General features: G+C 73.1%; 24 protein-coding genes. 13 read left to right on the top strand and 11 right to left on the bottom strand.

The genetic code is table 11. The features are described from left to right. Positions 1-180: 180 nt before the first annotated feature. Together EV562_RS30610 and EV562_RS30605 are read right to left on the bottom strand one after the other, a co-directional pair. Complete coding sequence (locus tag EV562_RS30610) at positions 181-840, bottom strand: response regulator transcription factor (protein WP_133890103.1); 660 nt, start codon at positions 838-840, stop codon at positions 181-183. Further along, positions 840-1,922 carry a HAMP domain-containing sensor histidine kinase gene (locus EV562_RS30605; RefSeq protein ID WP_133890102.1) on the bottom strand — a complete coding sequence of 361 codons (1,083 nt, stop codon included), beginning with the start codon at positions 1,920-1,922 and terminating at the stop codon, positions 840-842. The genes EV562_RS30610 and EV562_RS30605 overlap by 1 nt, the downstream gene beginning before the upstream one ends. Positions 1,923-2,024: 102 nt before the next feature. Here EV562_RS30605 and EV562_RS30600 point away from each other — a divergent pair, with 102 nt between their 5' ends. From EV562_RS30600 to EV562_RS30590, 3 genes are all read left to right on the top strand, one after another. Continuing rightward, positions 2,025-2,510, top strand: a complete 486-nt coding sequence (locus EV562_RS30600) for a TrkA C-terminal domain-containing protein (protein WP_133890101.1) — start codon at positions 2,025-2,027, stop codon at positions 2,508-2,510. 4 nt (positions 2,511-2,514) lie between these two features. Continuing rightward, the gene (locus tag EV562_RS30595) at positions 2,515-3,741 is read left to right on the top strand and encodes a cation:proton antiporter (protein ID WP_133890100.1); all 1,227 of its coding nucleotides are present in this window, start codon (positions 2,515-2,517) and stop codon (positions 3,739-3,741) included. A gap of 345 nt (positions 3,742-4,086) precedes the next feature. Beyond that, a complete protein-coding gene (locus EV562_RS30590) occupies positions 4,087-5,082 on the top strand; it encodes a TAXI family TRAP transporter solute-binding subunit (RefSeq protein ID WP_133890099.1) in 996 nt (331 codons plus the stop codon). Here the strand turns inward: EV562_RS30590 and EV562_RS30585 are convergent. Together EV562_RS30585 and EV562_RS30580 are read right to left on the bottom strand one after the other, a co-directional pair. Beyond that, on the bottom strand, positions 5,061-6,506 hold the full coding sequence (locus EV562_RS30585) for a HAMP domain-containing sensor histidine kinase (RefSeq protein WP_133890098.1): 1,446 nt from the start codon (positions 6,504-6,506) through the stop codon (positions 5,061-5,063). The two genes, EV562_RS30590 and EV562_RS30585, sit on opposite strands and share 22 nt — an antisense overlap. 9 nt (positions 6,507-6,515) lie before the next feature. Next, a complete protein-coding gene (locus EV562_RS30580) occupies positions 6,516-7,202 on the bottom strand; it encodes a response regulator transcription factor (protein ID WP_133890097.1) in 687 nt (228 codons plus the stop codon). 302 nt (positions 7,203-7,504) lie between these two features. Here EV562_RS30580 and EV562_RS30575 point away from each other — a divergent pair, with 302 nt between their 5' ends. The 8 genes from EV562_RS30575 to EV562_RS30545 all read left to right on the top strand — a co-directional run bounded on the left by EV562_RS30575 (position 7,505) and on the right by EV562_RS30545 (position 13,980). After that, positions 7,505-8,281: an amino acid ABC transporter ATP-binding protein gene (locus tag EV562_RS30575; RefSeq protein ID WP_133890096.1), complete on the top strand. Its 777-nt coding sequence runs from the start codon at positions 7,505-7,507 to the stop codon at positions 8,279-8,281. Between the two features lie 143 nt (positions 8,282-8,424). Further along, on the top strand, positions 8,425-9,261 hold the full coding sequence (locus tag EV562_RS30570; RefSeq protein ID WP_133890095.1) for a glutamate ABC transporter substrate-binding protein: 837 nt from the start codon (positions 8,425-8,427) through the stop codon (positions 9,259-9,261). A gap of 84 nt (positions 9,262-9,345) precedes the next feature. Further along, the gene (locus tag EV562_RS30565) at positions 9,346-10,014 is read left to right on the top strand and encodes an amino acid ABC transporter permease (protein WP_133890094.1); all 669 of its coding nucleotides are present in this window, start codon (positions 9,346-9,348) and stop codon (positions 10,012-10,014) included. Further along, positions 10,011-10,898, top strand: a complete 888-nt coding sequence (locus EV562_RS30560) for an amino acid ABC transporter permease (protein WP_133890093.1) — start codon at positions 10,011-10,013, stop codon at positions 10,896-10,898. The genes EV562_RS30565 and EV562_RS30560 overlap by 4 nt, the downstream gene beginning before the upstream one ends. Positions 10,899-11,094: 196 nt before the next feature. Continuing rightward, on the top strand, positions 11,095-12,711 hold the full coding sequence (locus EV562_RS30555; protein WP_133890092.1) for an FAD-dependent monooxygenase: 1,617 nt from the start codon (positions 11,095-11,097) through the stop codon (positions 12,709-12,711). A gap of 160 nt (positions 12,712-12,871) precedes the next feature. Continuing rightward, positions 12,872-12,958 (top strand): putative leader peptide, encoded by an 87-nt coding sequence (locus EV562_RS36030; protein ID WP_313960178.1) that lies wholly within the window; start codon positions 12,872-12,874, stop codon positions 12,956-12,958. Between the two features lie 81 nt (positions 12,959-13,039). Next, positions 13,040-13,585, top strand: coding sequence for a cysteine dioxygenase (locus tag EV562_RS30550; RefSeq protein WP_133890091.1), 546 nt, complete (start codon positions 13,040-13,042; stop codon positions 13,583-13,585). Continuing rightward, positions 13,582-13,980 carry a rhodanese-like domain-containing protein gene (locus EV562_RS30545; RefSeq protein ID WP_133890090.1) on the top strand — a complete coding sequence of 133 codons (399 nt, stop codon included), beginning with the start codon at positions 13,582-13,584 and terminating at the stop codon, positions 13,978-13,980. Before EV562_RS30550 ends, EV562_RS30545 begins: the two co-directional genes overlap by 4 nt. A gap of 148 nt (positions 13,981-14,128) precedes the next feature. On the opposite strand, the gene recX is transcribed toward EV562_RS30545, so the two are convergent. The 4 genes from recX to EV562_RS30525 all read right to left on the bottom strand — a co-directional run bounded on the left by recX (position 14,129) and on the right by EV562_RS30525 (position 17,956). After that, positions 14,129-14,911: a recombination regulator RecX gene (recX, locus tag EV562_RS30540; RefSeq protein ID WP_133890089.1), complete on the bottom strand. Its 783-nt coding sequence runs from the start codon at positions 14,909-14,911 to the stop codon at positions 14,129-14,131. 3 nt (positions 14,912-14,914) lie between these two features. Next, the gene (recA, locus tag EV562_RS30535; RefSeq protein WP_133890088.1) at positions 14,915-16,039 is read right to left on the bottom strand and encodes a recombinase RecA; all 1,125 of its coding nucleotides are present in this window, start codon (positions 16,037-16,039) and stop codon (positions 14,915-14,917) included. 378 nt (positions 16,040-16,417) lie between these two features. Then, entirely contained in the window at positions 16,418-17,701 is a 1,284-nt protein-coding gene (locus EV562_RS30530; protein WP_208298462.1) for an AI-2E family transporter, read from the bottom strand. Between the two features lie 60 nt (positions 17,702-17,761). Continuing rightward, positions 17,762-17,956, bottom strand: a complete 195-nt coding sequence (locus EV562_RS30525; protein WP_007445009.1) for a DUF3046 domain-containing protein — start codon at positions 17,954-17,956, stop codon at positions 17,762-17,764. 80 nt (positions 17,957-18,036) lie between these two features. Here EV562_RS30525 and EV562_RS30520 point away from each other — a divergent pair, with 80 nt between their 5' ends. Then, positions 18,037-19,050: a hypothetical protein gene (locus tag EV562_RS30520; protein WP_166662073.1), complete on the top strand. Its 1,014-nt coding sequence runs from the start codon at positions 18,037-18,039 to the stop codon at positions 19,048-19,050. A 21-nt stretch (positions 19,051-19,071) separates the two neighbouring features. Here the strand turns inward: EV562_RS30520 and EV562_RS30515 are convergent, their stop codons facing one another. From EV562_RS30515 to EV562_RS30505, 3 genes are read right to left on the bottom strand one after another with little or no spacing between them, the layout of a single operon-like run. Then, entirely contained in the window at positions 19,072-19,380 is a 309-nt protein-coding gene (locus tag EV562_RS30515; RefSeq protein ID WP_133890086.1) for an AzlD domain-containing protein, read from the bottom strand. Beyond that, positions 19,377-20,147, bottom strand: a complete 771-nt coding sequence (locus EV562_RS30510; RefSeq protein WP_133890085.1) for an AzlC family ABC transporter permease — start codon at positions 20,145-20,147, stop codon at positions 19,377-19,379. The genes EV562_RS30515 and EV562_RS30510 overlap by 4 nt, the downstream gene beginning before the upstream one ends. Then, the gene (locus tag EV562_RS30505) at positions 20,144-21,010 is read right to left on the bottom strand and encodes an AraC family transcriptional regulator (protein ID WP_133890084.1); all 867 of its coding nucleotides are present in this window, start codon (positions 21,008-21,010) and stop codon (positions 20,144-20,146) included. The genes EV562_RS30510 and EV562_RS30505 overlap by 4 nt, the downstream gene beginning before the upstream one ends. Positions 21,011-21,278: 268 nt before the next feature. Here EV562_RS30505 and EV562_RS30500 point away from each other — a divergent pair, with 268 nt between their 5' ends. Further along, positions 21,279-26,309 carry an ATP-dependent helicase gene (locus tag EV562_RS30500; protein WP_133890083.1) on the top strand — a complete coding sequence of 1,677 codons (5,031 nt, stop codon included), beginning with the start codon at positions 21,279-21,281 and terminating at the stop codon, positions 26,307-26,309. Positions 26,310-26,319: the final 10 nt, after the last annotated feature.

Genomic DNA, 26,319 nt, shown 5'->3' with positions numbered 1-26,319 from the left:
CCCGTCGTCCGCCCGGCCGCCCCGCCCCCTCCGACCGGGCGGCTGCGCAAACGCGGCGGGCGCCGCGGGCGTACGCACCCGGCCGTCGCCCGGGGCGGGGCGGATGACCCGTCAGCGGCGCCGGGCTCCCCGCGGAGCGCGCGGCTCACGGCTCACGGCCCGCGGCTCACGGCTCACGGCTCACGGCTCGATGAGCCCCGCGCGGATCGCGTAGCGGGTGAGTTCCAGACGGTCGCGTACGCCCAGTTTCTGCAGGAGGTTCGCGCGGTGGCGTTCGACGGTCTTGGCGCTGATGAACAGCAGCTCGCCGATCTCCTTCGAGGTGTGCCCCTCGGCGACGAGCTTGAGGATCTCCTCCTCGCGCTCGGTGATGGGCCGCTCGGGCAGGCCACCACCGCCCTGCACACGGTCCAGGTAGGAGCGGACGAGGGCCCGCTCGGCGCCGGGGTAGATGAAGGGCTCGTCGCGCACGGCGGCGCGGCACGCCTCGACCAGGTCGCGGTCGGCGACGGATTTCAGGACGTAGCCGCAGGCGCCCGCCTTGAGGGCCTCGAAGAAGTACTGCTCGTTGTCGTACATGGTCAGGATGAGGATGCGCAGCCCGGGCAGGCGGCGGGAGAGTTCACGGGCCGCCTGGAGGCCGGTCATACGGGGCATGGCGACGTCCAGGACGGCCAGGTCGACCTCGGTGGCCCGCGCGGCCGCGACCGCTTCGGCACCGTCCCCGGCCTCGGCGACCACCGTCAGGTCGGGTTCGCCGTCGAGGATCAGGCGGACCCCGCGGCGTACGAGGGTGTGGTCGTCGGCGAGCAGGACGCGGATCAGGGGCCGTGCTGACATCAGGGGCTGTCTCCGGTTCGGTCTGCGGAACGGTCCCCGGGCGGCGCGGGGACGCGCAGGCGTACGTCGGTGCCCCCTCCAGGGGCGGATTCGAAGTGGATCTCGGCTCCGGTCAGCAGGGCCCGCTCCCGCATCCCGCGGATGCCGGCGCCCTCGGCTGCCGTCCCGAGGCCGGTGCCGTTGTCGCGGACGAGCAGTTCGACACCGCCGCCCTCGGCCGGCGGCAGCGGGCGCAGCGTGAGGACGGCGCGGTCGGCGGCGGCGTGGCGGGCGGTGTTGGTCAGACTCTCCTGGGCGACCCGGTAGAGCACGAGCTCGGCCTCCGGGGCGAGCGGGGGCAGGTCACCGGGGACGTGGTGCTGGACGGTCAGGCCGTGGTGGGTGAATTCGGCGGCGAGCGAGCGCAGGGCGCTGGCCAGGCCGAGTTCCTCCAGGACGCCGGGACGCAGGCGGCGGGCGATGCGGCGGATCTCGTCGAGCCCGGCCCGGGTGGCCTCCTGCGCCAGGGTCACGTCCTCGCGCAGGTCCCCGGGGACCCGGTCGGCGACGCGTTTGAGCTGGAGGAGGACGGCGGTGAGGGTCTGGCCCACCTCGTCGTGGAGTTCGCGGGCGATGCGGTGGCGCTCGCGTTCCTGGGCCTGCAGCGCCCGGCCGGCGCCCGCGGCGCGTTCGGCCTGGAGCCGGTCCAGCATCGTGTTGTAGGTCGCGATCAGCTGTGCCGCCTCGGCCGGTCCGGAGACCGCGGGCCGGGTGCCGGGCACCAGCAGGTCCGCGGTGGACATGGCCCGGCCCAGCCGCTGCAGCGGGGTGAGCCCGATGCGCAGGACGACCGCGTTGCCGGCCAGCAGGGCCACCAGGCCGGCCAGCAGGACGAGGGCCTCCCCGGCCAGCACGGGCGTCGACACGGTGACCGGTCCCAGCAGCAGTGCGGTGGCGACGACCAGGCCGGCGGCGTTGAGCGAGAAGATCCGCCAGAACAGCGACACGTTCCTCTTTCCGCTCCTCCCGGCCTTCGCGCACGACACCCCCGCGGGCAGTCTCGCCGCCCGCGACCGGCTGCGTATATCCGTCACGACACCCATATCGCCACCGTACGTGCGGATGGCAGCATGGCGAGGCCGCGAGCACGTCACCCACGTGGGCGAAGCACGGCGTCAGACGCAGGACGAGTGAGGGGAAAGCACGTGTCAGCTCCACGCCTGAGGGCGACTCCGCTCCCGGGTATCGGGGTCCAGTACGACCTGGTGACCCGCGAACACCGCCACCTGTCGGTGGTGGCGCACCGCGACGGCGCCCGCACGGTGAACGTGTACCGGTCGGACGACCCCGACTCCTGCGCCCACTCCCTGCGGATGACCGGCCCCGAGGCGGGCGCGCTGATCGACGCGCTGAAGCCCACCCACCACAGTGCGAGCCTGCTCTACACGACCGATCTGGGTCTGGTCGCCGAGCGGATCGAGGTCGCCGCCACCTCCCGCTGGAACGGGCGGCTGCTGGGCGACACCCGGATGCGGACCGACACGGGTGCCTCGATCGTGGCGGTGCTGCGGCGGGCCGAGGCGATCCCCTCGCCGGCGCCGGACTTCCGGCTCGTGGGTGGTGACACCTTGATCGTCATCGGCACCCGTGAGGGCGTCGACGCCGCCGCGGCGATACTCGGGCAGGAGTGAGCCGGTGCACTCCGCGGTTCTGCTGATCGAGTTCGGTTCCATCATCCTGGGGCTGGGGCTCCTCGGCCGGTTCGCCGGCCGGTACCGCCTCTCCCCCATCCCGCTGTACCTCCTCGCCGGTCTGGCCTTCGGCGAGGGCGGCCTGCTCCCGCTCGGCGCGAGCGAGGAGTTCGTCGCGACCGGTGCCGAGATCGGTGTCATCCTCCTGCTGCTGATGCTGGGCCTCGAGTACTCGGCCAGCGACCTGGTCACCAACCTCAAGTCCCACTACCCGGCCGGCCTCGTCGACTGCGCGCTCAACGCGGTGCCGGGCGCGGTGGCCGCCCTGCTGATGGGCTGGGGCCCGGTGGCCGCCGTGGTCCTCGCCGGCGTGACGTGGATCTCGTCGTCCGGTGTCATCGCGAAGGTGCTCGGCGACCTGGGCCGGGTGGGCAACCGCGAGACGCCGGTGATCCTGAGCGTGCTGGTGCTGGAGGACCTGGCGATGGCGGTGTACCTGCCGATCGTCACGGCCCTGGTCGCCGGCGCCGGTCTGATGACCGGGAGCATCACCCTGGCGATCGCGCTGGCCGCGGCGGGCCTCGTGCTCTTCGTCGCGGTGCGCTACGGGCGGCTCATCTCCCGCTTCGTCTCCAGCGACGACCCCGAGAAGCTGCTCCTGGTGGTGCTCGGGCTGACGATCCTGGTCGCCGGTGTCGCCCAGCAGCTCCAGGTGTCGGCGGCGGTGGGCGCCTTCCTGGTGGGCATCGCGCTGTCCGGGGAGGTCGCCGAGGGGGCGCACACCCTGCTGAGCCCGCTGCGGGACCTGTTCGCGGCGGTCTTCTTCGTCTTCTTCGGGCTGCACACGGACCCGGCCAGCATCCCGCCGGTCCTGCTGCCGGCCCTGGTGCTGGCGCTGCTGACCGCCGTGACGAAGATCGCCACCGGGTACTGGGCGGCACGGCGGGCCGGGATCTCCGTCAAGGGCCGCTGGCGGGCGGGCGGCGCGCTGGTGGCCCGCGGCGAGTTCTCGATCGTCATCGCCGGCCTCGCGGTCTCGGCCGGCATCGAGCCGTCCCTGGGCCCGCTGGCCACGGCGTACGTGCTCATCCTGGTCGTCCTCGGGCCGCTCACCGCCCGCTTCACCGAGCCGCTGGCGATGCGCCTCTTCCGGCGCCGCGTCGATCCCGACCGCCCAGCAAGCCCCGCGGAGGAGGCACCCCGGGCGGCGGAGGCCTCGGTGGGCGACTGAGCGGGCCGCGGTCACCGCTCGGCCCCGGCGGCCCCGGCACGCCGGTGCCGGGGTCGTGGGCCGCCGGGACCGGCCGCCCGACGTCCCGTACCGGGGCGCCGCACGCCGGGACCGGTCGGCCGACGTCCCGTACCGGGTCGTCCCACCCCGGGACCGGCCGCCCGACGTCCCGTACCGGGTCGTCCCACGCCGGGACCGGGCGCCCGGCGTCCGCTCGGTCTGCGGGCCCCGTGCGCCCCCCACCCCCCGGTGGCGCGGTCGCCGGGCACGTCGGGACCGGTGCGGTGCGTCGCCGTGTGAGTTCGGCCCTGGTCAGTGCGGGTGCGGGCTGGCAGGATCGGCCCCATGTCCACGCTGCTCCCCCGTATCGGCAGGCGCCGCGCCGTCCAGGGCGCGCTCGCCGGCTTCGTCGTGCTGGGGCTGCTGCTGTGGTGGCTGCTGCCGTTGGGCGAGAAGCCGCCGAGCGGGACCATCACGTTCAGCACGGGCACCCGCGCGGGTGTCTACCAGAAGTACGGCGAGCTGCTGCGCGCCGAGCTGCGCAAGGACATGCCGGACCTGGACGTGCGGCTGACGACCAGCGCGGGCTCGCAGGAGAACGTCGAGCGGGTGGCGTCCGGGAAGGCCGACTTCACGATCGCCGCGGCCGACGCGGTCGAGACGTACAAACTGGCCGGCAACCCGGGCGCCGAGGAGCTGCGCGGGGTCACCCGGCTCTACGACGACTACGTCCAGTTGGTGGTGCCGAACGGCTCGGACATCCAGTCGGTGGCCGACCTGCGCGGCAAGCGGGTGGCCATAGGGCTGCCCAACTCGGGGGTCCGGCTGATCGCCACCCGGCTGCTGAAGGCCGTGGGCATCGACCCGGAGACGGACATCACGCCCCGGGCGGACGGGATCGACACCGGTCCCGGACGGCTGGGCGACGAGCTGGACGCGTTCTTCTGGTCGGGCGGGGTGCCGACGGACGGTCTCCGGAAGATAGCGGAGACCTCCGCGTTCCGCTTCGTGCCGATCGGCGACGACCTCGTGACCAAGCTGCACGAGTCCGGCGGCGCGACCCGCTACTACCGCACCACCAACATGCCGGAGTCGGCCTACCCCACCGTGCAGAACGGTGCCGTGGTGCCCACCATGGCGGTGTCCAACCTGCTGGTGACCCGCGCAGACGTCGATCCGCGGCTCACCGAGTGGCTGACCAGGACCGTGCTCGACAGCCGCGACGGCATCGGTGCGCATGTGCACTCCGCGCAGCTGGTGGACCTGCGCACCGCGATCTACACCGACCCGCTGGAGCTGCACGAGGGCGCCCGGCGCTACTACCGCTCGGTCAAGCCGTAGGGCGGATCCGGCTCCTGGGGTGCGGTGCCGGTCCTCGGCACGGTGACCGTGACCTGAAGGCCGTGCGGGTCGTGGTGGCCGAAGGAGATCGACCCGTCGCCCGCCGCGAGCAGCGCCCGGCAGATGGACAGGCCGAGGCCGGAGCCGTTGACGTTCTGGTGCCGTCCACTGCGCCAGAAACGGTCTCCCACGCGCGTGAGCTCCTCGTCGGTGAGTCCGGGACCGTTGTCGGTGACGACGACCGTGGCGGTGTCCCCGGCGGAGGCGACCTCGACCCGCACGGTCTCGTCGGGGGGCGTGAACTTCACCGCGTTGTCGATGACCGCGTCCAGGGCGCTGGACAGCGCCACCGGGTCGGCCCAGCCCGTGGTCGGCGGGCAGTCGCCGACCAGCCGTACGCCCTGGGCCTCGGCCGTCGGCGCCCACGCGGCCACCCGCTCGGCGGTCAGCGCGCCGACGTCGGTGACCTGGAGGTCGGCCTGGCTGTGCTCGGCCAGGGCCAGGTCGAGCAGGTCGTCGAGGACCCGGGCCAGACGCTTGCCCTCGGTCTGGACGGAGGCGATCTCCTCGTTCCCCTCGGGCAGCTCCAGGGCCAGCAGCTCGATGCGCAGCAGGAGCGCGGCGAGGGGGTTGCGCAGCTGGTGCGAGGCGTCGGCGACGAAGGCGCGCTGCTGCTCCAGCACGTCCTCCACGTGGTCCGCCATCTCGTTGAAGGACCCGGCCAGGCGTCGCAGCTCGGGCGGCCCCCCGGACGGCGCGACACGGGACTTGAGCCGTCCGGTGGCGATGTCGTGGGTGGTGGCGTCGAGCACCCGCACCGGCCTGAGCACCCAGCCGGTGAGCCGGAGCGCGGCGCCGACGGCGAGCAGCATGGCGGCGAACTCCCCGGCACCGATCACCAGCCAGCCGCGCAGGGTGCTCGTGCGCATCGAGTCGGTCGGCGACTCGGTGACCACGACCGCGACCACGTCGCCGTCCCGGATGACCGGTGAGGCCACCACGAGCCGGCCGTCCTGCCAGGGCCACACCTGCGCGGGGTCGTGGCTGCGGCGGCTGAGCAGCGCTTCGTCGAAGGAGTCGCGGACTTCTCCGGTCTGGGGCAGGAACCACGTCGTGGGCGCGTTGGCCATCGGGATGTGGTTGCGGTAGAAGACGCCCGCCTTGATGCCGTAGACCTCGTAGTAGCTGGTCAGCTCGGTCTGCAGGGTCTCCAGGCGCTCGTCCGTGGTGGTCGGGGGCGCGCCGCCCGGCACGTCCTCCGTGACGAACTGGGCGAGCGCGGCGAAGCGCGCCGTGTCGTCGATGCGGTCGATGACGACCTTCTGCTGCTCGGCGCGGGCGACGCTGACGCCGAGCGGCACACCGAGCGCGAGCAGGACGGCCGCCATCAGGACGATGAGCAGCGGGAGCAGGCGTGTGCTCACCGGGCCCCGCTAACCCGCGGGGGCGACGAGGCGGTAGCCGACGCCGCGGACGGTCTCGATGAGCGCGGGCATGTGCAGCTTGGAACGCAGGGAGGCGACGTGCACCTCCAGGGTGCGCCCGGTCCCCTCCCAGCTGGTGCGCCAGACCTCGCTGATGATCTGCTCGCGGCGGAAGACCACTCCGGGGCGCTGGGCGAGCAGGGCGAGCAGGTCGAACTCCTTGCGGGTGAGCTGGACGACCGAGCCGTCCACGCTCACCTGGCGGGTCGGCAGGTCGATCCGCACGGCGCCGAGGCGGACCACGGTCTCGGTGCTCCCGGTCGCGTCCTCGTGGGCGGTTCGCCGGCTGACGGCGTGGATCCGGGCGAGCAGCTCCCCGGTGTCGTACGGCTTGACCACGTAGTCGTCGGCGCCGAGGTTGAGGCCGTGGATGCGGGAGCGTACGTCGGAGCGCGCGGTGACCATGATGACCGGGGTGCTGGTGCGCTTGCGGATCTTGCCGCAGACCTCGTAGCCGTCCTGGTCGGGCAGGCCCAGGTCGAGCAGGACCACGCCGAAGCCGTCGCCCTCGGGGACGAGCGCCTGGAGTGCCTCCTCGCCGCTGCGCGCGTGGGTGACGTCGAAGCCGTGCCGTGCCAGGATCGCGGACAGGGCGGCGGCCACGTGGTTGTCGTCCTCGACGAGCAGCAGTCTCATCCGGGCTCCCTTCGGTTTCGTGTCGGCAGCGGGTGGTGGTCGGGGTGTCGGGGCGGCTGGAACCGCGGGCACGCGCGCGTGCGTCCTGTGCAGTGACGCCGATGTAAGGGGACGGCGTCAAGAGGCTTCCGGTTGCGGCCGCTCGAAGTTACCCGGCCGATATGCGCCCAGCTCACAAGTGCTACGACCAGTGTCCGATTGCTATCGGATCGTGATGCTCAGATCTCGCTCAGATGTAGAGACGCGGAGTGTCCCGGGTCACTACTGTCCTCCGAAACCCAGGAGGACGGAGCCCGAGAGCGATGACCGAAGTATCGGTGGCCAAGGAAGACAAGGCTGCGACCGGCGAACTGGTCGTCCTGAAGAGTGTCAACAAGCACTTCGGCGCGTTGCACGTGCTCCAGGACATCGACCTGACCATCCACCGCGGCGAGGTCGTCGTGGTCATCGGCCCCTCGGGGTCCGGCAAGTCCACCCTGTGCCGCACCGTCAACCGTCTGGAGAGCATCGACGACGGTTCGATCACGATCGACGGCAAGCCGCTGCCCGCCGAGGGCAAGGAGCTGGCCCGGCTGCGGGCCGACGTCGGCATGGTCTTCCAGTCCTTCAACCTCTTCGCGCACAAGACGGTGCTCGAGAACGTGACCCTGGGCCAGGTCAAGGTCCGCAAGGTCGACGCCAAGAAAGCCGAGGAGAAGGCCCGCGCCCTGCTCGACCGGGTCGGTGTGGGCGCCCAGGCGGACAAGTACCCCGCGCAGCTCTCCGGCGGTCAGCAGCAGCGTGTCGCCATCGCGCGGGCGCTGGCCATGGACCCGAAGGTCATGCTCTTCGACGAGCCGACGTCGGCCCTCGACCCCGAGATGATCAACGAGGTGCTCGAGGTGATGAAGCAGCTCGCCCAGGACGGCATGACCATGGTCGTCGTCACGCACGAGATGGGCTTCGCCCGCTCGGCGGCCAACCGCGTGGTGTTCATGGCGGACGGCCGCATCGTCGAAGAGGCCACGCCCGACCAGTTCTTCAGCAATCCGCGCAGCGACCGTGCCAAGGACTTCCTGTCGAAGATCCTGCACCACTGATGTCCCGGGGCGGCTCCGGCGTCCCGCATCGCCCGCCCCTGGCGGCCACCGTCGACGGCCGCGCCTGATCACCTGATCGCCTGATCCTCTGATCGTCCGATCGCGCTCGATCGGAGCTCGATCACAGCCAAAGGATGTTCACCATGAAGCTCCGCAAGGTCTCCGCCGCCTCGGCCGCCGTGCTCGCCCTCGCCCTGACCGCCACCGCGTGCGGCGGCGACGACAAGGACAGCGGCTCGTCCGGCGGCGACGGCAAGAAGATCACCATCGGCATCAAGTTCGACCAGCCCGGCCTCGGCCAGAAGACCCCGGACGGCTACGCGGGCTTCGACGTGGACGTCGCCACGTACGTCGCCAAGAAGCTCGGCTACACCGAGGACCAGATCGAGTGGAAGGAGTCGAAGAGCGCCGACCGCGAGACCATGCTGCAGCGCGGCGACGTCGACTTCATCGCCGCCACCTACTCGATCACCCCGCAGCGCCAGGAGAAGGTCGACTTCGCCGGCCCCTACCTGCTCGCCCACCAGGACGTGCTGCTCCGTGCCGACGACGACAAGGTCAAGTCGCCGGAGGACCTGAACAACGCGAAGCTCTGCTCGGTCACCGGTTCGACCTCGGCCCAGAACATCAAGGACAAGCTGGCCCCCAAGGCGCAGCTGCAGCCGTACCCGACGTACTCGGCCTGCCTGCCCGGCCTGCAGAACGGCGCCATCGACGCGCTGACCACCGACGACTCGATCCTCGCCGGTTACGCCTCCCAGTCGCAGTTCAAGGGCAAGTTCAAGCTCGGCGGCTTCAAGCTGACGAACGAGAACTACGGCATCGGCGTCAAGAAGGGCAGCGACCTCAAGGACAAGATCAACAAGGCCCTTGAGGACATGGTCGCGGACAAGTCCTGGGACAAGGCCGTCAAGGACAACTTCGGCCCGGCCAACTACAAGAACGAGCCCGCGCCGAAGATCGGCGACATCAAGAGCTGAGGCCGGGCCTGACAGGGTGCGCCGCCCCACACCAGGGGCGGCGCACCGGGGCGGGCATCCCTACACCCGGAAGCGCGGGAGATCGTGTTCGACTTTCTTCAGGATTACGACCTGGCGGGTGCCGTCTGGACGACAGTGCAGCTCGCTGTGCTCTCGGCCGTCGGCTCCCTGATCTGGGGCACCATGCTGGCCGCCATGCGGGTCGGCCCGGTTCCGTTGATGCGCGCTTTCGGAACCGCGTACGTGAACATCGTGCGGAACATTCCGCTGACGGTGATCATTCTGTTCGCGTCGCTGGGACTGAACCAGACGCTCGGGGTCACCCTCGGCGGGGGCAACGACTTCGAGACGATCAACTTCCGGCTCGCCGTCCTGGGCCTGATCCTCTACACGTCGTCCTTCGTGTGCGAGGCGCTGCGCTCCGGCATCAACACGGTGCCGGTCGGCCAGGCGGAGGCGGCCCGGGCCCTCGGGCTGAGCTTCGGGCAGGTGCTCCGGCTGGTGGTGCTGCCGCAGGCGTTCCGCTCGTCCGTCGTTCCGCTGGCGAACGTGCTGATCGCGCTGATCAAGAACACCACGGTCGCCGCCGCCATCGGTGTGGCGGAGACGGCGCTGCTGATGAAGGAAATGATCGAGAACGAGGCGCAGCTGCTGCTCATCTCCGCGGTCATCGCTCTCGTGTTCGTGGTGTTGACGCTGCCGACCGGCCTGATCCTCGGCTGGGTGGGCAAGAAGGTGGCGGTGAAGCGATGAGCTCGGTCCTCTACGACGCACAGGGCCCCCGCGCCAAGCGTCGCAACATCCTCTTCACGGTCGTCTTCCTGGTCGCCTTCGCCGCCCTGCTGTGGTGGGTGTTCAGCACCCTCGACGACAAGGGGCAGCTGGAGTGGGCCCTGTGGAAGCCGTTCTTCACCGGCACCGAGGCGTGGTCGACGTACATCTGGCCGGGTCTGCAGAACACCCTGAAGGCCGCGGTACTGGCCGTGGTCATCGCCCTGCCGCTGGGGGCCGTGCTGGGCATCTCCCGGCTCTCCGACCACCGGTGGGTCCGGGTGCCGGCCGCGATCGTGGTCGAGTTCTTCCGGTCCATCCCCGTGCTGGTCCTGATGATCTTCGGTCTCGCGCTGTTCGCCGAGTACACGAACGTCAGCTCGGACGACCGCCCGCTCTACGCCGTCGTCACCGGTCTGGTGCTGTACAACGCCTCCGTCCTCGCCGAGATCGTCCGCTCCGGCATCCTGGCCCTGCCCAGGGGCCAGGCGGAGGGCGCCATGGCGATCGGGTTGCGCAAGGGCCAGGTCATGCGGCTGATCCTGCTGCCGCAGGCGGTCACGGCGATGCTGCCGGCCATCGTCAGCCAGCTCGTGGTGATCCTGAAGGACACCGCGCTCGGCGGCGCCATCCTCACCTTCCCCGAGCTGCTGGCTTCGGCCAACACGATGAGCGGCTACTACGGCGCCAACGTGATCGCCAGCTACACCGTGGTCGCCGTGATCTACATCGCGCTCAACTTCGCCCTCACCTCCTTCGCGAGCTGGCTGGAGCGCCGGCTGCGGCGGGGGAAGAAGTCGACCGGTGCGGTGCTCAGTGCGGACGACGTGGAGACCGCCGACGCCGGGACGGTCGGCAAGGTCTGACCACACCCGAGCACAGCTGACACTCGGTCATCTCGTATGACCATCAACGGAGGTCGTGGCATGATCGCCACGGCCTCCGTCGCTTGACGCAAGCTGCGGCAATAGGTTGCATACGTTCTGTGACCGTGCACCCTGCTCCAATGTCCTGTTCACCCACGTCCTCCGGGACACCGCCACGGGCAGGGGGCGCCGCACCGTGGACCCGGTGATCATCACCGGAGCGGGGCCCGTCGGGCTCACGCTCGCCCTGGCGCTGGCGCGGCAGGAGGTGCCCTGCGTCGTCCTCGACGAGGGGCCGGGCAAGGACGAACCGCGCCCCGCGCGCACCGTCGTGCTGCGCGAGGAGGCCGTCGCCCTCGTCGAGCGGCTGACCGGCACCCCGCTGACGGGGCTCGGTGCGCGTTGGGCCGGATGGCGGTCGATGCGGCGCAAGCAGGTGACGCGCGAGGTCGTGTTCGGCGACGCCGATCCGGCCCCGCTGCACATCGCCCAGCACGAGCTGACCGGGGTGCTGCGCACGGCGCTCACCGGTGAGCGGCTCGTCCGGATCGCCGTGGACAGCCGGCTGGACGGCGTCGAGCAGGAGAAGTCCGGCGTCACGGCCCACACCCGCGGCCCGGCCGGCACCTGGTGGCGCGGCAGTTACCTGATCGGCTGCGACGGCCCCCGCTCCACCGTCCGCAAGCTCCAGGACATCCGCTTCCCCGGCCGTACGGCGGTGGAACGATACGCCGTCGCCGCCCTGCGCACCGAACTCCCGTGGACCGACGAGGCACTGCTCCACCGGATGCCGCCGTGGCGCACGACCGGCCCGTCGGCCGGAGAGGTCGTCGCCCGCCCGCTGCCGGACGGCGTGTGGCGCCTGGACTGGCTGTTGCCGCCCGGCAAGGACCTGGTCACACCGGAACTCCTGGTGAACCGGGTCCGGGAGACCCTGACCGGCTGGGCCGACGGTGCGACCCCGGCGTACGAGCTCCTCGACACCGGCGTCCACACGGTCCACCACCGCCTGGCCCGCCGCTGGCGGGTGGGCCGGGTGCTGCTCGCCGGGGACGCTGCGCACCTGCTGGGCGCGCTGGGCACGCAGGGCCTCGAGGAGGGGTTGCTGGACGCCGACAACCTCGCCTGGAAGCTGGCCCTGGCCTGGCACCACGGTCCTCGCGAGGCCCTGCTGGACAGCTACCAGGAGGAGCGCCGGGCGGCGATCTCGGCGCGACTGCGCGCCGCCGACCAGGTGCTCCCGCTGCTGCGCGGCGGCGGCGGACTGCGTTCCTACGTCCCCGGCTCCTCCCGCGGCAACGACGCGCTGCTGACGGACGGTCACCTCGGCCGCGGGACGCTGGGCGCGCCGGGGACGTACGCCGACTCGTCCCTCGCGCCCGACGCCCTCGACGGGGACGTGTCGGTCGGCACCGCGCCCGGGGCGCCGGTCGCCGATGTGCGGGTCACGGCGGAGGACGGCACCTTCGTACGGCTGCGCGACCGGCTCGGGCGCGGGGCGCTGCTGGTGGTGCTGATCGCGCCGGGCACCGGGGTGTGGGAGCGCAAGCACTGGGTGACGGCCGGGATCATGCCCCGGCTGGCGGCCGCGGTCACGGCGCTGCCCCACCGCGCCGAGTTGCTGGTCGCCGAGAGCTACCCGGGGGCGGCGGCGCACACGGTGCTGCTGGTGCGGCCCGACGGCCATCTGGTCACGGCCCTGAACGGGGTGCGTCCGGCCGACCTCTACGCGGCCGCGGAGAGCGCGCTGGGCGGGACGGCGGCCGGAGCGCAAGCCGGCGAGGGGGCGGGAGCGGCGGCCGGGACGCGCTGAGACGCCCCGAGCGGCCCCGGACCGCACGGCCCGGGGTCCGCGCCCCGGCCCCGGGGCGGTCCGCCGACGGTTCCCGGCCGTCGGTCGCCCGTCGGTCCGTCGGTGTCCGCATGGTGACGGCGAGTTGACCGGTCCGCACCGTCATGGTCTACTCCGGATCGTGACCGACACCTGTGTGCGCCTGTGGCGGAGGGTCCATATGGACCTCGTCCGCTATGCGGGCTGCGTGTGTCGCCCGTCCTGCTGATTCGCACCCCTTCTGTCACGCGCGCGCCGCCGCTCGGACGTGCCGCCGCGCGCTTCCTCGCGAACTCCCAGGACGGTACCCGTGTCCCTCCCCTCCCTCTCTCCCGTCTCCCCCTCCGCCTCCGCCTCCGCGGCCGCCCCTACGCAGGCCGAGCTTTTCGACTTCGTACGGCGTGCGGCGGCCGACACCGATCTGATCGACTCCCTGCCGCTCGACCCCGAGGGCCGCACCTGGGTGCGGCTCGCGGGTCCCGGCGGCAGCGAGGCCTGGCTCATCGGCTGGCCGCCGGGCACGGGCACCGGATGGCACGACCACGCCGACTCCGTGGGCGCCTTCGTGACCGCCGTGGGCGAACTCAAGGAGAACGCGCTCGCCGCCCGGCTGCCCACCGACGGCTGGAAGACCCTGGAACTCAGCGACGGTGTGGACCGGCAGCGCCGGCTGACCGCCGGCAAGGGGCGCGCCTTCGGCCGGCACCACGTGCACGAGGTCCTCAACGAGTCCTCCGGCCACCACGCGGTGTCGGTGCACGCCTACTACCCGCCCCTGCCGCAGATCCGCCGCTACAGCCGCAGCGGGCAGACCCTTCGGCTGGAGCAGGTCGAGCGCCCCCAGGACTGGCAGTGAGCGAACCCACGGGAATCGACGCGCTGCTGGAACGCGTACGCGCCGGCTACCGGCGGATCGCACCGCGGGATGCCTATGACGCCGCCGAGGCCGGCACCGTGCTCCTCGTCGACATCCGGTACGCCGCACTGCGTGAACGGGACGGCGTCATTCCCGGCGCCCTGGTGGTCGAACGCAACGAACTGGAATGGCGTCTGGATCCGCAGGGCAGCCACCGTCTCCCCGAGGCGAAGGACCACGACGTGCGGGTGGTCGTGGTGTGCAACGAGGGTTACGCCTCCAGCCTGGCGGCGGAATCACTGCACCGTCTGGGGCTGCACCGGGCCACCGATCTGGTCGGCGGCTTCCAGGCCTGGCGCGCGGCGGGCCTGCCGGTGACCCTGCCGTCTCAGTAGTCGGCGGGGCAGTACGGGGGCGCCGTGTCCGCGTTGGCCTCGGTGATCAGGCGGATCCCTTCGGGGAGCGCAGGGCGATCCTGCGCGGTGCGCTCCTCGACCGCCTTGTCTGCCCGGCCCGCCCTCGCGCCCTCGGGTTGACGGAGCGTCAGAAGCCCTCGCCGTCGAGGTACTCCGTGTCCTCGCCCTCCTCCTCCAGCGCCCGGCGGACCACCCGAAGGGCCATGCCCTCGGGGTAGCCCTTGCGGGCGAGCATGCCGGCGAGGCGGCGCAGCCTCTTGTCCCGGTCGAGACCCCGGGTGGCTCGCAGCTTGCGGGCGACCAGGTCGCGCGCGGTCTCCTCCTCCTGCTCGCTGTCCAGGTGGGACACCGCCGCGTCGATGAGGGTGGCGTCGACGCCTTTGGTGCGCAGCTCGCGGGCGAGGGCGCGTCTGGCCAGCCCGCGGCCGTGATGGCGGGACTCCACCCAGGCCTCCGCGAAGGCACTGTCGTTGATCAGGCCGACCTCCTCGAACCTGGACAGCACCTCCTCCGCGGCCTCGTCGGGGATCTCCCGCTTGCGCAGGGCGTCCGCCAGCTGTCTGCGGGTGCGCGGGGTCCCGGTCAGCAGGCGCAGGCAGATCGCCCGTGCCTGCTCGACCGGGTCCCGCGGAGGCTCCCCCTTCTCGGCCCTCGACGAGGAAGTGGCACCTCCGTCCTCGGCGGACGGCTCCGCGCGCGTGTGCCGCCGGCGCCCGCGTGTGCCGCCGGCAGCACGGCCCCGTCCTCCGCCGCGGCGCGCCTCGCCGTCACCGCGGCGCGCCTCACCGTCCTCGCGGGAGTCCCCGGCGGAAGGGTCCGTCCCGTACGGGGCCGCAGCCGCCCCGTACGCGTCGTCGTCCGGCCCGGCGGAGCCGCTCGCGTACTCGGCCCAGTCGGTTCGTCGGGTCACGGATCAGCTCTTGGCTGCCGCGGCCTTGGACTTGGTGGCCTTGGCGGTCGCGGGAGCGGGCACCGCCGGTGCGGCGTCGGCCGTGGCGGCGGAGGCGGCGTCCGCGCCGGACTCGGTGGCCGGCTCCTCGGGACGCACGCCGACGCCCAGCTTCTCCTTGATCTTCTTCTCGATCTCGTTCGCCAGGTCGGGGTTGTCCTTCAGGAAGTTGCGCGCGTTCTCCTTGCCCTGGCCGAGCTGGTCGCCCTCGTACGTGTACCAGGCGCCGGCCTTGCGGACGAAGCCGTGCTCCACGCCCATGTCGATCAGACCGCCCTCACGGCTGATGCCCTGGCCGTAGAGGATGTCGAACTCGGCCTGCTTGAAGGGCGGCGCGACCTTGTTCTTGACGACCTTGCAGCGGGTGCGGTTGCCGACCGCGTCCGTGCCGTCCTTGAGCGTCTCGATGCGGCGGATGTCGATGCGCACGGAGGCGTAGAACTTCAGCGCCCGGCCACCGGTCGTGGTCTCCGGGGAGCCGAACATCACGCCGATCTTCTCGCGGAGCTGGTTGATGAAGATCGCGGTGGTCTTCGACTGGTTGAGCGCGCTGGTGATCTTCCGCAGGGCCTGGCTCATCAGACGGGCCTGCAGACCGACGTGGCTGTCACCCATCTCGCCCTCGATCTCCGCGCGCGGGACGAGCGCGGCGACGGAGTCGATGACGATGAGGTCGAGGGCGCCGGAGCGGACCAGCATGTCCACGATCTCCAGGGCCTGCTCGCCGTTGTCCGGCTGGGAGAGGATCAGGTTGTCGATGTCGACGCCGAGCTTCTTGGCGTACTCGGGGTCGAGGGCGTGCTCGGCGTCCACGAACGCGACCTGGCCGCCGGCCTTCTGCGCGTTCGCCACCGCGTGCAGGGTCAGGGTCGTCTTGCCGGAGGACTCGGGGCCGTAGACCTCCACGACACGGCCGCGCGGGAGGCCGCCGACGCCGAGGGCCACGTCGAGCGCGGTCGACCCGGTGGGGATGACCTCGATGGGCTCGTTCGGCCGCTCGCCCATGCGCATGACCGCGCCCTTGCCGAACTGCCGTTCAATCTGTGCGAGCGCGGCGTCCAGGGCCTTCTCGCGGTCGGTTCCTGCCATGGGTTCCACCCGGTTTGCTTGATTCGATCGCTTCACGTCAAAGACGCTAATGCCTGCCACTGACAATGGGCCCCGATGCGGGTCCGGCCTGTGGATAACTCGGGGACTTATCTCCCTGAACCCACTCGAATCACCCGTCAAGAGCCCTGCCGGAGCCTCCATGAGAATGGATGTTCGATTTTCGTGTCAAGCGCGCCACACGGCTCTTCCGAGCGTACGTCTCCCCACCCTGCGGACCGGGCTCCCGGACGCGGAGGCGGGCCTCGGAGGAGCCCGGACCGGGCGGTGCGCCGCTACGGCGCTGCCGTCGTCGGCGCCTGGACCCGGGCCGCTCTCACCTGCGGGCGGGGCGCGCCCCCGGTCGGCAGGCGTCGCTCCTCAGGAGGATCCGCCGTCCCCGGTCTCCTCCCGTCCCTCCACCTCCGGGCGCCCCTGTTCCGGGCGCCGGGACCACAGGGTGCGCAGACGCGTGGGCCTCCCTGTCCCCGGCCTGCGGGTCCGCCGCCCGTGGACGCGCGGGTCGTCCGTGACGTCGTAGCGCTTGACGTACGCCCCGAGGAACGCCTGCAGTGTGGCGACCGCCGGGATGGCGATCAGCGCGCCGACCGCGCCGAGCAGGGCGGTGCCCGCGATGACCGAGCCGAAGGCGACCGCGGGATGGATGTCCACGGTCTTGGAGGTGAGCTTGGGCTGCAGCACGTAGTTCTCGAACTGCTGGTAGATCACCACGAAGACCAGCACCCACAGCGCGTACCAGGGATTGACCGTGAACGCGATCAGCATGGGCAGGGCGCCCGCGAGGTAGGTGCCGATGGTCGGGATGAACTGGGACACCAGGCCCACCCACACGGCGAGCGCCGGGGCGTAGGGCACTCCGAGGATCTCCAGGAGGACGTAGTGCGCGACGCCCGAGACCAGCGCCATCAGCCCGCGTGAGTACAGGTAGCCGCCGGTCTTGTCCACGGCGATCTCCCACGCGCGCAGGACCTCGGCCTGGCGGGCGGGCGGCAGGACGGAGCAGAGGCCGCGCCGCAGCCGGGGGCCGTCGGCGGCGAAGTAGAACGAGAACAGCAGGATCGTCAGCAGCTGGAAGAGGCCGCCGAGGACCTGGGCCGACACGTCCAGGACGCCCGTCGCGCTGTTCTGCACGTAGTTGCGCAGCCAGTCGGAGCGGAGCAGGCCCTCCTGGATGTCCACCCGCCGCAGCTCGGTGTGGAAGTGGCCGTTGACCCAGTTGATGACGGAGTCGAGGTAGTCCGGGAAGTCCTCGACCATCTTGACGATCTGCCCGGCGAGCATGGAGCCGAGCAGGGTGACGAACCCGGCGGCGGCGACCAGCACGGCGAGGAAGACCAGGAACGTGGCGAACCCGCGGCGCAGGCCGCGCGCGGCCATCCAGCTCACCGCCGGTTCGATGGCCAGGGCCAGGAAGAACGCGATGAGGACGTTGATCAGCAGCCCGGTGAGCTGGTGGAAGGCCCAGCTGCCCAGCTGGAAGGCGGCGATGAGGGCGAGGGCCAGCACCATGGCGCGCGGCAGCCAGCGCGGCATGCGGGCGCCCTGCCCGGTGCCGGCGCCGTCGGCCGGGGGGCCGGCGGGCGGCGTCGTGCCCGCCGGGGTCGCGTGCCGGGTCGCCTGCCCGGTCTCGTCAGTGGATGCCACGGAGCAAGTCTCGCCCACGCCGCCGACGGGAAAGCCCCGTTCCCCGATCTTCCCGGACCGTCACCGCTGTTCCCGCGGCACGTTCATGACGGTGCACACCACCCGCCACACGTCCTTGGCGTCCCAGCCGGCGTCCAGCGCCTCGTGCACGGTACGCCCGCCCAGCTCCGCCATCACGTGATCGCGCGCGAAGGTGTCGGCGTACCCCGGACCGAAGTGATCCGTCATCCGCTCCCAGAAGACCGTCAACCGCATGCCCCCAGTATTGCGCCCCTGGGGTGGGCCCCGAGCCAAGGCCACCTGCGATGACCGCTTCCCGGCCTACGGTCTGTTCCATGGCCGAACCCGGAGCGTCCCCCCTCCCCGCGATCCCACCGCGCGCGACTCCCGACCGCGCGGTCCCCGGCCCCTCGGACCCGCGACTCCCGGACGCGCGCCCCTCCGGCCCGCGCTCACCGCTCGCGCGCGCGGAGCGCTTCGTGTGGCTCACCGCGCGCGTACTGGAGCAGCGGCTGTTCGCGTACCACTTCCGTGGCGGGGATCCCGACCCGGTGGAGACCGCTCTCGACGCGTACCGCAACGCGGACGGCGGGTACGGCCACGCCCTGGAGCCCGACGTGCGCGGTCCGGTCAGCCAGCCGCTGCACACCGCGTACGCCTTGCGCGTCCTGGACGCCGTCGGCCGCTGCGGCGGGCAGCGTGTCGAGCGGGTGTGCCGCTACCTGACCTCCGTGTCCACCCCGGACGGCGCCCTTCCGGTGGTCCGCGCGGACGGGCTCGGGCATCCGCTCGCACCCCGTGTGCCGGTCGTGGCCGACCCCCCGGGCGCGCTGCTCGTCACCGGGCCGGTGGTCGGGCTGCTGCACCGGAACGGGGTCTGGCACGCCTGGCTGTTCCGCGCCACCGACTTCTGCTGGCAGGCGGCCGAGTCCCTGGAGCCCTCGGACCCGTACGAGGTCGAGGCCGCCCTGGCCTTCCTGGACACGGCCGTGGACCGCCCGCGCGCGCGGGCCGCGGCCGACCGGCTGGGCCGCCTGGTGCGCGAGCGCCACCTCGCCGTGCCGGCCCCGGACGCTCCCGGCGCGGACCCGGACCTCAGCGGCTGCGCGCCGGGCGGGCGCCGCTTCCCGCACGACTACGCCGGGGACCCGCGTTCGCTCGCGCGCGCGTGGTTCACCGACGAGGAGATGGCCCGCTCCCTGGACTTCCTCGCGGCCCGGCAGGAGGAGGACGGCGGCTGGCCCGTCGGTCGGCACGGATGGGCGCCCGCCCCGGCGCTGGAGGCGCGCGCCAGGGTGACGATCGAGGCCCTGCGCACGCTCGGGGCGTACGGCCGCCCCCTCGGCTGACCCGGACGCCACCGTGCGCCCTTAGCCGCCCACGGCACGTACACCGGCGGTGACGGCCACGGCGGCGGCGACGACGAGCAGGAACGGCGCCCGCAGCAGCAGCGCGACCGCCGCCGCGGCGACGCCCGCGGCCCGCGCGTCCAGCACGAGGGTCCGGCCGTCGGCGAAGGTCTGCTGGGCGGTGAGCGCCGCGAGGAGGGCGACGGGCAGCAGCGCGGCGAGCCGCCGGACCAGGGGGCGTTCCAGAGCGCCCGCGGGCACCAGCAGCCCCAGGAGCTTGACGGCGTAGCAGCCCACCGCGGTCACGCCGATGGCGATCCACACGCTCATCGCCCGTCCTCCCCTTCGGCTCCCCCACGACCCATGTCCTCACCGGCGCCCCCTGCGCGGCGTCCGCGCGCCCAGAGCACGAGGGGTGCCGCCAGCGCCGCCACCAGGACGGGCACGCCGGCGGGCAGCACGGGCAGCAGACCGAGCCCCAGGAGGACGGCCAGCGCCGCGACCGTGCGCTCGGTGCTGTCCTTCAGCATCGGCGCGAGCAGCGCGAGGAAGACCGCGGGACCGGCCGCGTCCAGGCCCCAGGTGTCGGTGTCCCCGATGGCCTCCGCGCCCAGCGCGCCGAGCAGGGTGGTGAGGTTCCACAGGACGTACAGGGTGAGTCCGGTGACGGTGAAGCCGATCCGGACGCTGCGCCGGGTGGGCTGGGCGAGCGCCACGGCCGTCGTCTCGTCGATGACCCACTGCGCGGCGAACGGCCGTACCGCGCGCGGGAGGGCCAGCAACTGGGACAGACGCAGCCCGTAGAAGGCGTTGCGCACGCCGAGGAAGAAGGCCCCCGCCGCCGCGGTGAGCGGATTGCCGCCGGCCGCGAGCGCGCCGACGAGCGCGAACTGGGACGCGCCGGTGAACACCAGGAGGCTGAGCGCGCAGGTCTGGGCCAGGGTGAGTCCGCTGCCGGCCGAGGTCACCCCGAAGGCGAACCCGGACAGTCCGACGGCGACTCCCACCCCCAGGGCGTCGCGTACGACGGCGGCGTCCGGCTTGCCGCCGTCCGCATCGGCCCCGGACACGTCGGGAAGGGCTGTCTGTTCTCTCACGCCTCGAACGGTAGGAACAGCTCCCGCGGCGCGTCTTGTACGTTCTTGCGCTCGCGTTGGTAGGCACCGGGCGGCACCCCGACGATCCGCGCGAAGTGCCGGTTGAGGTGCGGCTGGTCGGTGAACCCCACGGCGACGGCGGCCTCGGCCGGGGCCGTCCCGGTGTCCAGCAGCCGCCGCGCCCGACGCACCCGGGCGTCCGTCAGCCAGGTGTGGGGCGGCATTCCGTAGGCGGCGCGGAAGGCCCGCAGCAGCGCGAACGGGCTGGTCCCGAGTTCCGCGGCGAGCCGCTCCAGGCTCGGCGGGTCGGCCATCCGCTCCTCCAGCACGGCACGCGCGCGTGCCGCCGTCCCGTCTCCGGCCGTGCGTACCGGGCGCCGTGGCAGCCGACCGCCGTTCAGACGCAGCAGCCGGGTCACCGCCACCCGCAGCAGGGTGTCGGCGGCGAGCGCGTTCCCTTCGTCGGCGGCCCGCAGCACGCGGTGCACCAGCTCGACGGTGTACGGGTCGTCGAGCACCGGGCGGACGAACCCCGGCGTCCCGCGCAGCGTCGTCGTCTCCGCCGCGATCGCGGCCACCAGCTCGGGCGCCGGGTAGACGGCCCCGTACCGCCACCCCTCCGGCACGCCGGCCCGCCCGGTGTGCGGCGTGTCCGGGTTGACCAGGGCGAGCGAGCCGGCCCCGGCGTACTGGTCGCCGCCGCCGTGGTGGAAGACCTCCACGCCGTCGGCGATGGCGGCGATGACGAAGTGCTCGTGCGTGTGGCGCACGAAGGTCTTGCGTATGTACTGGGCGCGGAGCAGGTCCACGTCCGGCAGCTCCGCGTACCGCCAGTGCCGTGCCCGCTCACCTGTTCCCGCCATGCCGTCCATTCTCCGCCACCCGCCCCGCCTCACCTCACGCCCGGGAGACCGCACGCGCCGGGCGACCGCACGGGCCGGACTCGACGGTCGGCCCCGGACTCGACGGGCAGGCGGCTGGCCGGCCCCGGACACGGCTCGGACACCCGCGCACGTCCGGCCCGCGCGAGCGGTCTCGACGCCCGGCCGGCCGGGCGCCCGGCACCGGCGAGGGCACGGCCCGTACGCCCGGCTCGGGCCGAATGTCAGTGGCCGGGTGCACGATGGATCCATGGTCAGCTCCGCACACCGAGCCCTGGACGGCTTCTCCCCCGCGACCCGCGGCTGGTTCACGGGTGCCTTCTCCGCGCCCACCTCCGCCCAGGCGGGCGCGTGGCAGGCCATCTCCCAGGGTTCGGACGTCCTGGTGGTCGCCCCCACCGGGTCCGGCAAGACGCTGGCCGCCTTCCTCGCCGCGCTGGACCAGCTGACCTCCACGCCTCCGCCCGCCGATCCCAAGAAGCGCTGCCGCGTCCTGTACGTCTCCCCGCTCAAGGCCCTCGCCGTCGACGTGGAGCGCAACCTCCGCAGTCCGCTGACCGGCATCCGCCAGGAGTCGGTGCGCCTCGGCCTGCCCGAGCCCGAGGTCAAGGTGGGCATCCGCTCCGGCGACACTCCGCCCGCCGAGCGCCGCGCCCTGTCCACCCGGCCGCCGGACATCCTGATCACCACCCCGGAGTCCCTCTTCCTGATGCTGACGTCGGCCACGCGCGACGCGCTGACCGGCATCGAGACGGTGATCCTGGACGAGGTGCACGCCGTCGCGGGCACCAAGCGCGGCGCACATCTGGCGCTCACCCTGGAGCGGCTGGACGAGCTGCTGCCGAAGCCCGCCCGCCGCATCGGGCTGTCGGCGACGGTCCGCCCCGTGGACGAGGTCGCCCGGTTCCTGGCTCCGCGCGGCAAGGTGGAGATCGTCCAGCCGGAGTCCGGCAAGGAGTTCGACCTGTCCGTCGTCGTCCCGGTCGAGGACCTCGGCGAGCTGGGCGGCTCCCCCGTCGCGGACGGTGACGAGGGCGCTGAGCGCCCGTCGATCTGGCCGCACGTCGAGGAGCGGATCACCGACCTGGTCCAGTCGCACCGCTCGACGATCGTCTTCGCCAACTCCCGGCGGCTGGCCGAGCGCCTGTGCAACCGGCTCAACGAGATCGCGTACGAGCGCGCGACCGGCGAGCCCCTGGACGAGCACCACTCCCCAGCCGAGCTGATGGGCGGCTCCGGCGCCGCCCAGGGCGCCCCCTCGGTGATCGCCCGCGCCCACCACGGCTCGGTCTCCAAGGAGCAGCGGGCCTTGGTCGAGGAGGACCTCAAGGCCGGCCGGCTGCCCGCCGTCGTCGCCACCTCCAGCCTGGAGCTGGGCATCGACATGGGCGCCGTCGACCTGGTGATCCAGGTCGAGTCGCCGCCCTCCGTCGCCTCCGGTCTCCAGCGTGTCGGCCGCGCGGGGCACCAGGTCGGCGCGGTCTCCACGGGTGTGGTCTTCCCCAAGTACCGCGGCGACCTGGTGCAGTCGGCCGTGGTCACCGAGCGCATGCGCAGTGGCGCCATCGAAGCGCTGAGAATCCCGGCGAACCCGCTGGACGTGCTGGCCCAGCAGCTCGTGGCGATGACCGCGCTGGACACCTGGCAGGTAGACGACCTCCTCACCACCGTCCGCCGCGCCGCGCCGTTCGCCTCGCTGCCGGAGTCGGCCTTCACCGCCGTCCTGGACATGCTCGCGGGCCGCTATCCCTCCGACGCCTTCGCCGAGCTGCGCCCGCGCGTGGTGTGGGACCGGATCGCCGGCACGGTCACCGGCCGCCCGGGGGCGCAGCGGCTCGCCGTGACGTCCGGGGGCACGATCCCCGACCGCGGGCTCTTCGGGGTGTTCCTCGCCGGTGCCGATCCGAAGAAGGGCGGCGGCCGGGTCGGCGAGCTGGACGAGGAGATGGTGTACGAGTCCCGGGTGGGGGACGTCTTCACACTGGGCACCAGCTCCTGGCGGATCGAGGACATCACGCGCGACCGGGTGCTGGTCTCCCCGGCGCCCGGCGTGCCGGGCAGGCTGCCGTTCTGGAAGGGCGACCAGCTGGGGCGCCCTCTGGAGCTGGGCCGCGCGCTGGGCGCGTTCCTGCGCGAGGTCGGTGCGCTCTCCAAGGAGGACGCCCGGCTGCGCCTGGTCGCCGCCGGCCTCGACGCCTGGGCCGCGGACAACGTGCTGGCCTATCTCGCCGAGCAGCGCGAGGCCTGCGGCCACGTCCCCGACGACCGCACCATCGTCGTCGAGCGCTTCCGGGACGAGCTGGGCGACTGGCGGGTCGTGGTCCACTCCCCCTTCGGCGCCCAGGTGCACGCGCCCTGGGCCCTCGCCCTGGGCGCCCGCCTGTCCGAGCGGTACGGCATGGACGCCCAGGTGATGCACGCCGACGACGGCATCGTGCTGCGGCTGCCGGACGCCGACCTGATGGGCATGGACTTCCTGGACGCGGACCCCGTGAAGCCCGGCCTGGAGTACGACGCCGAGAAGGCTCCCGTCGGTGCGGCCGACGTCGTCTTCGACAAGGGCGAGGTCGACCGGGTCGTCACCGACCAGGTGGGCGGCTCGGCACTGTTCGCGTCCCGGTTCCGCGAGTGCGCCGCCCGCGCGCTGCTGCTGCCGCGCCGCAGCCCCGGCAAGCGCACCCCGCTGTGGCAGCAGCGCCAGCGGGCCGCGCAGCTGCTGGAGGTGGCGAGCGAGTACGGCTCGTTCCCGATCGTCCTGGAAGCCGTCCGCGAGTGCCTCCAGGACGTCTTCGACGTGCCCGGCCTGGTGGAGCTGATGGGCGACCTGGAGGCCCGCAAGGTCCGCCTGGTCGAGGTCACCACCCCGGAGCCGTCGCCGTTCGCCCGCTCCCTGCTCTTCGGCTACGTCGCCCAGTTCCTGTACGAGGGCGACTCGCCGCTCGCCGAGCGCCGGGCGGCCGCCCTGTCCCTGGACTCGCGGCTGCTGGCCGAGCTGCTCGGCCAGGCGGAGCTGCGCGAGCTGCTGGACGCTGAGGTGCTCACCGAGCTGGAGCGCGAGCTGCAGTGGCTCACCGAGGACCGCCGGATCAAGGACGCCGAGGGTGTCGCCGACCTGCTGCGGGTGCTGGGTCCGCTGACGGACGAGGAGCTGGTCGTGCGGGGCGCCGAGCCGCAGTGGGCGCCGGAGCTGGCCCGGGCGCGCCGCGCGATCAGGGTGCGGATCGCCGGCGCCGACCACTGGGCGGCGATCGAGGACGCGGGCCGGTTGCGCGACGCGCTCGGCACGGCGCTGCCCGTCGGTGTGCCGGAGGCCTTCACCGAGCCGGTCAAGGATCCGCTCGGCGACCTCCTCGCCCGCCATGCCCGCACCCACGGCCCCTTCACGTCGGTCACCGCGGCGGCCCGCTTCGGTCTGGGCGTGGCCGTCACCGAGGGCGCCCTGCAGCGGCTCGCCGGGACGGGGCGGGTGGTGCAGGGCGAGTTCCATCCGGCCGGGATCGGCCAGGAGTGGTGCGACGCGACCGTGCTGCGCAGGCTGCGCCGCCGTTCCCTGGCCGCGCTCCGGCACGAGCTGGAGCCGGTGGCGCCGGCCGCGCTCGGCCAGTTCCTCCCCCAGTGGCAGCACATCGGCAAGGGACACGCGCTGCGCGGCATCGACGGCCTGGTGCGCGCGGTCGAGCAGCTGCAGGGCGCCTCCGTGCCCGCCTCCGCGCTGGAGAAGCTGGTCCTCCCCTCGCGCGTGGCCAACTACTCCCCCGCGATGCTGGACGAGCTGACGGCCGCCGGTGAGTTGGTGTGGGCCGGAGCGGGCTCTCTGCCCGGCAAGGACGGCTGGGTCTCCCTCTACCTCGCGGACGCGGCCCCCCTGCTCCTGCCGCCCCCGCATCCCCTGGAGACGACCGCCCTGCACGAGTCCGTCCTGACCGCTCTCTCGGGCGGGTACGGCCTGTTCTTCCGCCAGATCGCCGACCAGGTCCGCGCCACCACCCACCCCGAGGCCACCGATCCCCAGCTGGCCGACGCCCTGTGGGACCTCGCCTGGTCGGGCCGGCTGACGAACGACACGCTCACCCCCCTGCGCTCGCTGCTGGGCTCCGGACGCACCGCCGGATCCACCGCCCACCGTGCCAAACGCGCGGTGCCGCGCGGGCGGTACGGCTCGCTGACGGCGGCCGCCCGCCCGACGTCCCGCAGCGGCCCGCCGACGGTCGCGGGACGCTGGTCGCTGCTCCCGGCCCGCGAGGGGGACGGCACGGTGCGCGCCCATGCCCTGGCCCGTACGCTCCTCGACCGGCACGGTGTGGTCACCCGCGGCGCCGTCGCCGCGGAGGGCGTGGAGGGCGGCTTCTCCGCGGTGTACCGCGTCCTGGCCGCCTTCGAGGAGAGCGGCCAGGCCCGGCGGGGTTATGTCGTGGAGGGTCTGGGGGCGGCGCAGTTCGCCATGGAGGGAGCCGTGGACCGGCTGCGTGCCGTGGCGAACGCCCGCGAGCGCGGGGAGAGTGCGCCCGCGCAGGCGCAGCCCACCGGTGACGGCTTCGGGACCGGATCCGCGTCCGGCGCCTCCGACGGCCCGGCCGCCGACTCCCCCTACGGCTCCTTCGACGACGGCGTGTCCGGCGGGGCCGATGCTCCGGACCCCTTCGGCGGCTTCGGGCCCGAGGGCCGCGAGCACTCCGACGGCACAGCTCCCTCGGACGGCTTCGACGACGTCTTCGCCGACCCCGACGGCCTGGGCCGTTCCCCGTCCCGCGGGGACTACATCTCCCCGCGCGACTACGCCGAGCCGGGCGCCGGCGGTCCGCGCGGAGGTGGCGGGCACGGCGGCTTCTCGGGCCCCCGCGGCCCGTACGACAGCTCGTTCCCAGCCCGGCGCGACCGCACGACCGCCGGCCCCCGAGCCGTCGTCCTGGCGGCGGCCGACCCGGCGAACGCGTACGGCGCGGCCCTCGGCTGGCCTGAGCCACCGGCCGGTGCCACGCACAAGCCCGGCCGCAAGGCCGGCTCCCTGGTGGTGCTCGTCGAGGGCGAACCGGCGCTCTACATGGAGCGCGGCGGCAAGACGCTCCTGCTGTGGCCCTCCGACCCCGACCGGCTGCCCACCGAGGACCCGCGGCTGCGAGCCGCCGCGGAGGCCCTCGCGGAGGCCGCCCGCGCCGGCTCCCTCGGCACGGTCACCGTGGAGCGCGTCAACGGCGCCGCGGCCCTGACGTCCCCGTTCGGCCCCCTCCTGGAAGGGGCGGGGTTCATCGCCACCCCGCGCGGCCTGCGCATCAGGGCGTGAGCCTGTCACC

Source organism: Streptomyces sp. BK208 (genome assembly GCF_004364245.1).
Lineage (GTDB): Bacteria > Actinomycetota > Actinomycetes > Streptomycetales > Streptomycetaceae > Streptomyces.
The sequence above is the reverse complement of the archived record's forward strand: the minus strand, read 5'-3'. Positions and strand labels throughout refer to the sequence as shown.

Coding starts and splice junctions, on each gene's coding strand:
- recA (WP_133890088.1), bottom strand. CDS start 16,039: ATGGCAGGAACCGACCGCGAGAAGGCCCTGGACGCCGCGCTCGCACAG.
- EV562_RS30500 (WP_133890083.1), top strand. CDS start 21,279: ATGGTCAGCTCCGCACACCGAGCCCTGGACGGCTTCTCCCCCGCGACC.
- EV562_RS30520 (WP_166662073.1), top strand. CDS start 18,037: ATGGCCGAACCCGGAGCGTCCCCCCTCCCCGCGATCCCACCGCGCGCG.
- EV562_RS30575 (WP_133890096.1), top strand. CDS start 7,505: ATGACCGAAGTATCGGTGGCCAAGGAAGACAAGGCTGCGACCGGCGAA.
- EV562_RS30570 (WP_133890095.1), top strand. CDS start 8,425: ATGAAGCTCCGCAAGGTCTCCGCCGCCTCGGCCGCCGTGCTCGCCCTC.
- EV562_RS30580 (WP_133890097.1), bottom strand. CDS start 7,202: ATGAGACTGCTGCTCGTCGAGGACGACAACCACGTGGCCGCCGCCCTG.
- EV562_RS30505 (WP_133890084.1), bottom strand. CDS start 21,010: ATGGCGGGAACAGGTGAGCGGGCACGGCACTGGCGGTACGCGGAGCTG.
- EV562_RS30525 (WP_007445009.1), bottom strand. CDS start 17,956: ATGCGGTTGACGGTCTTCTGGGAGCGGATGACGGATCACTTCGGTCCG.
- EV562_RS30605 (WP_133890102.1), bottom strand. CDS start 1,922: ATGGGTGTCGTGACGGATATACGCAGCCGGTCGCGGGCGGCGAGACTG.
- EV562_RS30610 (WP_133890103.1), bottom strand. CDS start 840: ATGTCAGCACGGCCCCTGATCCGCGTCCTGCTCGCCGACGACCACACC.
- EV562_RS30560 (WP_133890093.1), top strand. CDS start 10,011: ATGAGCTCGGTCCTCTACGACGCACAGGGCCCCCGCGCCAAGCGTCGC.
- EV562_RS30590 (WP_133890099.1), top strand. CDS start 4,087: ATGTCCACGCTGCTCCCCCGTATCGGCAGGCGCCGCGCCGTCCAGGGC.
- EV562_RS30515 (WP_133890086.1), bottom strand. CDS start 19,380: ATGAGCGTGTGGATCGCCATCGGCGTGACCGCGGTGGGCTGCTACGCC.